This window comes from Prosthecobacter sp. (genome assembly GCF_044373815.1).
Taxonomy (GTDB): domain Bacteria; phylum Verrucomicrobiota; class Verrucomicrobiia; order Verrucomicrobiales; family Verrucomicrobiaceae; genus Prosthecobacter.
Genome location: NZ_JBIPNG010000529.1, coordinates 1 through 4277, shown reverse-complemented (window position 1 = coordinate 4277; position 4277 = coordinate 1). Strand labels below are relative to the sequence as shown.

The following is a 4277-nucleotide window of genomic DNA, read 5'->3' as shown; positions in this document are numbered from 1 at the left end:
AGGATCTGTGGCCGTGGTGGATAGCTCCTGGCTGTTGCCGGGCTGTTGTGGATTGTTGCCCACTAGAAAGGCGGCGGGAGTCATCGTCGCATGATTGGGGGTCGGCGTGGCACCACTGGCACTGAGCGGTGCTGACTGCGGCCCGGTGTGGGTTGCGGTGGCATCACCCACTGGCACTGGGCTCAGCAGACTCGCCAAAAGCCGGGTCTTTTCTTCGTTCAATTGGTTCCGTGCGGCCTGCTCCGCCGTTCCTGCATGGCTCTTGGAAGAATAGCCGCCAGCCGTGCTGGACTGCTGCATCAATGCCTGGATCTTGAGTTCGTAGATTTCATTCACTTCACCAGCCAGAATATCGCTGATCGTCACCTCCGGGCAGCCGATCGCACGCAGATTCTTCACGAAGGTCGGGAAATCAGGAGCCTCAAGCTGGCTCCACTGAAATGCCGGGGCTTTGGCAAAGGCCGCAGCCTTCGTCGGAATTTTCTTTTCTTTTGCAACTGGGGCAGTTGTCAGACTGGCAGGCAGCTTGGGCGGATTGGGGTCCGGAATCAGCCAGCCAAGGGCCGCAGCCAGGCCGAATGCGAGATTGAGCGCAAGTGATCCGGCAAGGAGTGGCTGCTGGCGCAGGTGTTGCATGATGCTCATGGAAAAGAGGGGTCTGGTATTAAACAAAAAGCTGGTGCTGACGGCATTCGTCAGCACCAGCGAAGTCTTAGCTTAGGTCAGCATCGCATGAACGCTGACAATGATATCAGGGGCCAACGATGGCGCCGTCAGTCGTGCGGGAGACTTTCATCTGGGAGAAACGCAGACCGGAGGTGCCGAGAACTGCGGCGTCGTCCAGCTGAGTGGTCAGGCCATCAACGAGGGCCTGCTCATCGGCGCTGACAGTGGGTTTGGTGTAAAGGTGCAGGTAGCCCCAGTTAGTATAGGCACCACGGTAGATGAGGTCGGGAGTGCCGCCGTCATAGGTGACACCTTCATAGGAGAGGCGGGTTGCACCGTTGGTGACGGAGGTGTTGGCGTCCGAGATGCCAATGGAGGACATCAGGGTCACGTTGCGGGTTGCCGTGCCGACATTGGTGCCGGCAGCATTTTTGAGCTGCAAAGCGCTGGTGTTGGAGGTGGCTGCCATGATCGTTCTGATGCTGCTGCCGGAGGCATAACCACCGTTGCCACCCGTGCCGGAACCGACGCCATCACCGACGGGCCAGAGCTGGGCGATGGTGTTCACGCCTGTCGCCGTGGTGATTTTGTACTGCTGCACGTTGGTGCTCACGCCATACTTCGTTTCCGCAAGGCAGGTGATGCGGGTGCCGGAGCCGTTGTCACGACCCACTGCAAGCACGAGGTCGGTGTCTGTGGGGACGCCGGTGAACAAGCTCTTGGGCTGGTTTTTCGTGAGGATCGCACGTGCCTGCTGCGCGGTGATGTTGGTGATGCCAGTGGTGCCCTTGTTGGCAACCCAGCAGAACGGAATCACGGCAACGATGTGGTCCGTAAGGTCCGCCAGAGGGGTGGGTGTCGAGTCAACATACACGTCCGAAAACGCGATGGTGGCGGCGGCGCTCTCGGTGGCGGAGTTCACGGCACCGGTGGTGTTGGCGGCGGAGGTGTAACCCGTGCCACTGGCTGCGGCAGCAGTCGCGGCGGGAATGAAGGCGATGTTGGTGTTGGCATCCACATCGGCGATGCCCGTTGCCGAACCGGACCAGGAGCACTGGATGGTGACGGTGCCGGAGATGCCGCTGAAGGTCGTTCCCTGAATGGTGGTGTAGTCAGCACCTTCGTAGCCCCCCTGCGTGGCGGCGGTGTTAAAGCCGTTGGCAGAGGTCATGCCGGAGGCAATTTTGACGTTCGCCGCACCGCCAAAAAGGGCGATGATGCCTTTGTGGACGCCTGGGCGGAACGCGGTGGAGCCGGTGAGGCGGATGGTGGCGTCAGCAGAAGCCTGCTGGGCGAAGGAGAGGGCGATGACGCCCAAGGCGATTTTGAAGAATGGTTTCATTGGCAATTTGAGATGAAAAATCTGAACAAGAAATATTAAAAAATTGATGAAGTCTTAGGCCTTCTGGCTGCGACGACGGCGGCGGAGGAGCAGACCACCGAGTCCGAGGGCGGCGAGCACCGCACGGCTTGGCTCAGGCACTGCGGAGGTGGCGGCGAAGCCCACCACACCAGCACTGCTGATCGTGAACGTACCTTCCCAGTGGGGGACGCCCACGGTCTGGCTCGGGTTGGCGTCAGCATTGCTGTCCAGAATGCGGTAGAGGTCCAGACCTGTGGCATCAATGCCGTTGACGTTGCTGGCTTCAATGGAGCTGCCCACACCGAAGTTGGAGGCGGTGATGCTGGAAGACCATGTGGTGCCACCAGTGGAGGCAATCACGATGCTGTCGGTGCCGCTGGTAGCACTGAATTTGTCGTTCAGACTTTGGATGTTATTGGAGATGCCCACACGTGAAGTGGACGAGGTGATGTTCGCTGGATTGGAGGTTTTTACTCCAGGATTCAGGGTCGTCTGAGCCTTCGTGTAATAGTTCGTGGCACCTGGATCGCCATCGATCTGCGGGTCATCAGCGGCGGAATTCGCGTTTGCGACTGCACCCCAGAACAAATCGGCGCGAGTGTTCCAGTCACTGCCATAAGTGCTAATCAACAAGGCGCTGATATCAGCAACTGAGGTAATGTTGGAGGTGGCGTCACGATAAATCGTGTCGGCCTGACCGAGGTTGACGATCAGGTTGGAGCTTGCCCCCGTGCCACCGGTGGCACGGAAACCGAGGAGAACGTCCCCGACGGTGATGGTGGCGGCATTCGCTGGGAAGGCTGCCACTGAAATCCCGGCCACGACAAGCATGGTGAGGAAGTGTTTGTTTTTGATCTGCATGGTGTGTTTGGGGTGTCGGTTGAAGTGAATGATTTCTCCGTGAATAGAGACCTCATTGCCTGTGACCGGCGGTCCAGCAGTAGCCATCTTGGCAGGCTGATTCCAACGGTTGAGGGTTACGATTTGGACACGCCCTTGAAAAAGCAGGCGCAGGCGCACGCTTGCCTTCGGGGCAAAGTGTCCGGCTGTAGTTCAAATGGGAGGCAATGGGCAAAGCGTAGAAGCGTGATACCACACTCGGAATGAGGCGGTACTTGCCCTGAGTTTTATCAAGCGCGCCGATCCAGGTCAGAACTTTGATGTTAAGATATTGTCACTTTGGCGACTTTCCCAACCCCATCGGCTGACTCAGCGCGACTTCACCGCAGTGAAACTTGCAGCGCGGCCTGCAGACCCGCGATGCCCATGGATTCACGACTCCCGCTGGCGAGATACGCGATGCCGCCATCCTTGCGCACCACAACGGTCCGTGGTACAAACTTGCTGAAGTAGCGCTGGTACAGCTCCTGGTTTGGGTCCGGCACCAGAGGAAACGTGATCTTGTTTTCACCACCAATCCTGACGAGTTCCTCGCGGCTGTGTCCGCGTCCAATGGCGATCAATTGGAAATCATTGCGATTGAGCAGTTTCTGAAAAATTTCCTTCTCTATATATTGCAACTCAGTGATGCTGGCTCCCACGCTGGCGGAGAAAAAATAAAGCACCACTGCTTTGCCCTTCAGGGTGGAAAGTGTGATCGTTCGGCCATCGGTCGTTGTCGTAGTGAAATCCGGAGCCATCTGCCCCACCTCCACCAAGGTGCTCTTCTTCACCTCCTGATCCACATCCTCCACGGCAAAGATCGGGCACACGGTCAGCTTCAGTGCAGCAAACAGCAGAAGGGCAGGGCGGTTCATAAGAGAGTCGTACCTCCTTCACAGACCCATCAGACCTGTCAAAACCCGCTCTGGAACAAAGATGTCACATTGAAGTCTTGGTCTCGAAGGCTTAAATGCCGGTGTATCTGCCACTTTTGCCACAATGCCGCTCAGACACGGATTCTACCTCCTCTTCCTGCTGGCTCACCTCGGAGTGATTCGCGCAGAGGGGCCCGCCGTGTTCACGCCCCCGCAGGCATACCCCGCATCACGTTATGAGGCCGGATGGAGCAAAAATCCCTTCACCCTGAAAACCGTCGCGCCCGTCGCCGCCCAGGACTCCTTCGCTCGCGATCTCGCCATCGGCGCCCACTACGGCGCCGCGGACAATCCCACCATCGTCATCGTCAACACCAAGACCAACGAACGCATCCTCCTGCGCAAAGACCAGCCCGCTCAGAGTGGCATGCACCTGAAGTCCTTTCATCTCTCCAGCAGCCGCAATGCATGTCAGGTGGATGTCGTGCTCG

General features: G+C 58.2%; 4 protein-coding genes and 1 pseudogene. 1 reads left to right on the top strand and 4 read right to left on the bottom strand.

All coding sequences use genetic code 11. The features are described from left to right. From ACIREA_RS27560 to ACIREA_RS27545, 4 genes are all read right to left on the bottom strand, one after another. Window positions 1–645: hypothetical protein (locus ACIREA_RS27560; protein ID WP_397385534.1), on the bottom strand; the 645-nt coding region annotated here is incomplete at its 3' end. A gap of 106 nt (window positions 646–751) precedes the next feature. Further along, entirely contained in the window at window positions 752–2008 is a 1257-nt protein-coding gene (locus tag ACIREA_RS27555; RefSeq protein WP_397385533.1) for a hypothetical protein, read from the bottom strand. A gap of 54 nt (window positions 2009–2062) precedes the next feature. Beyond that, the gene (locus tag ACIREA_RS27550) at window positions 2063–2890 is read right to left on the bottom strand and encodes a PEP-CTERM sorting domain-containing protein (protein WP_397385532.1); all 828 of its coding nucleotides are present in this window, start codon (window positions 2888–2890) and stop codon (window positions 2063–2065) included. 359 nt (window positions 2891–3249) lie between these two features. After that, a complete protein-coding gene (locus ACIREA_RS27545) occupies window positions 3250–3786 on the bottom strand; it encodes a peroxiredoxin family protein (RefSeq protein ID WP_397385531.1) in 537 nt (178 codons plus the stop codon). 124 nt (window positions 3787–3910) lie between these two features. On the opposite strand from ACIREA_RS27545, the pseudogene ACIREA_RS27540 reads away from it, so the two are divergent. Beyond that, window positions 3911–4277: pseudogene (locus ACIREA_RS27540) on the top strand (hypothetical protein); the annotation flags it as partial.

What these genes read in the sequence shown, in the direction of transcription:
- ACIREA_RS27555 (WP_397385533.1), bottom strand. Translation starts at nt 2,008, where the DNA reads ATGAAACCATTCTTCAAAATCGCCTTGGGCGTCATCGCCCTCTCCTTC.
- ACIREA_RS27550 (WP_397385532.1), bottom strand. Translation starts at nt 2,890, where the DNA reads ATGCAGATCAAAAACAAACACTTCCTCACCATGCTTGTCGTGGCCGGG.
- ACIREA_RS27545 (WP_397385531.1), bottom strand. Translation starts at nt 3,786, where the DNA reads ATGAACCGCCCTGCCCTTCTGCTGTTTGCTGCACTGAAGCTGACCGTG.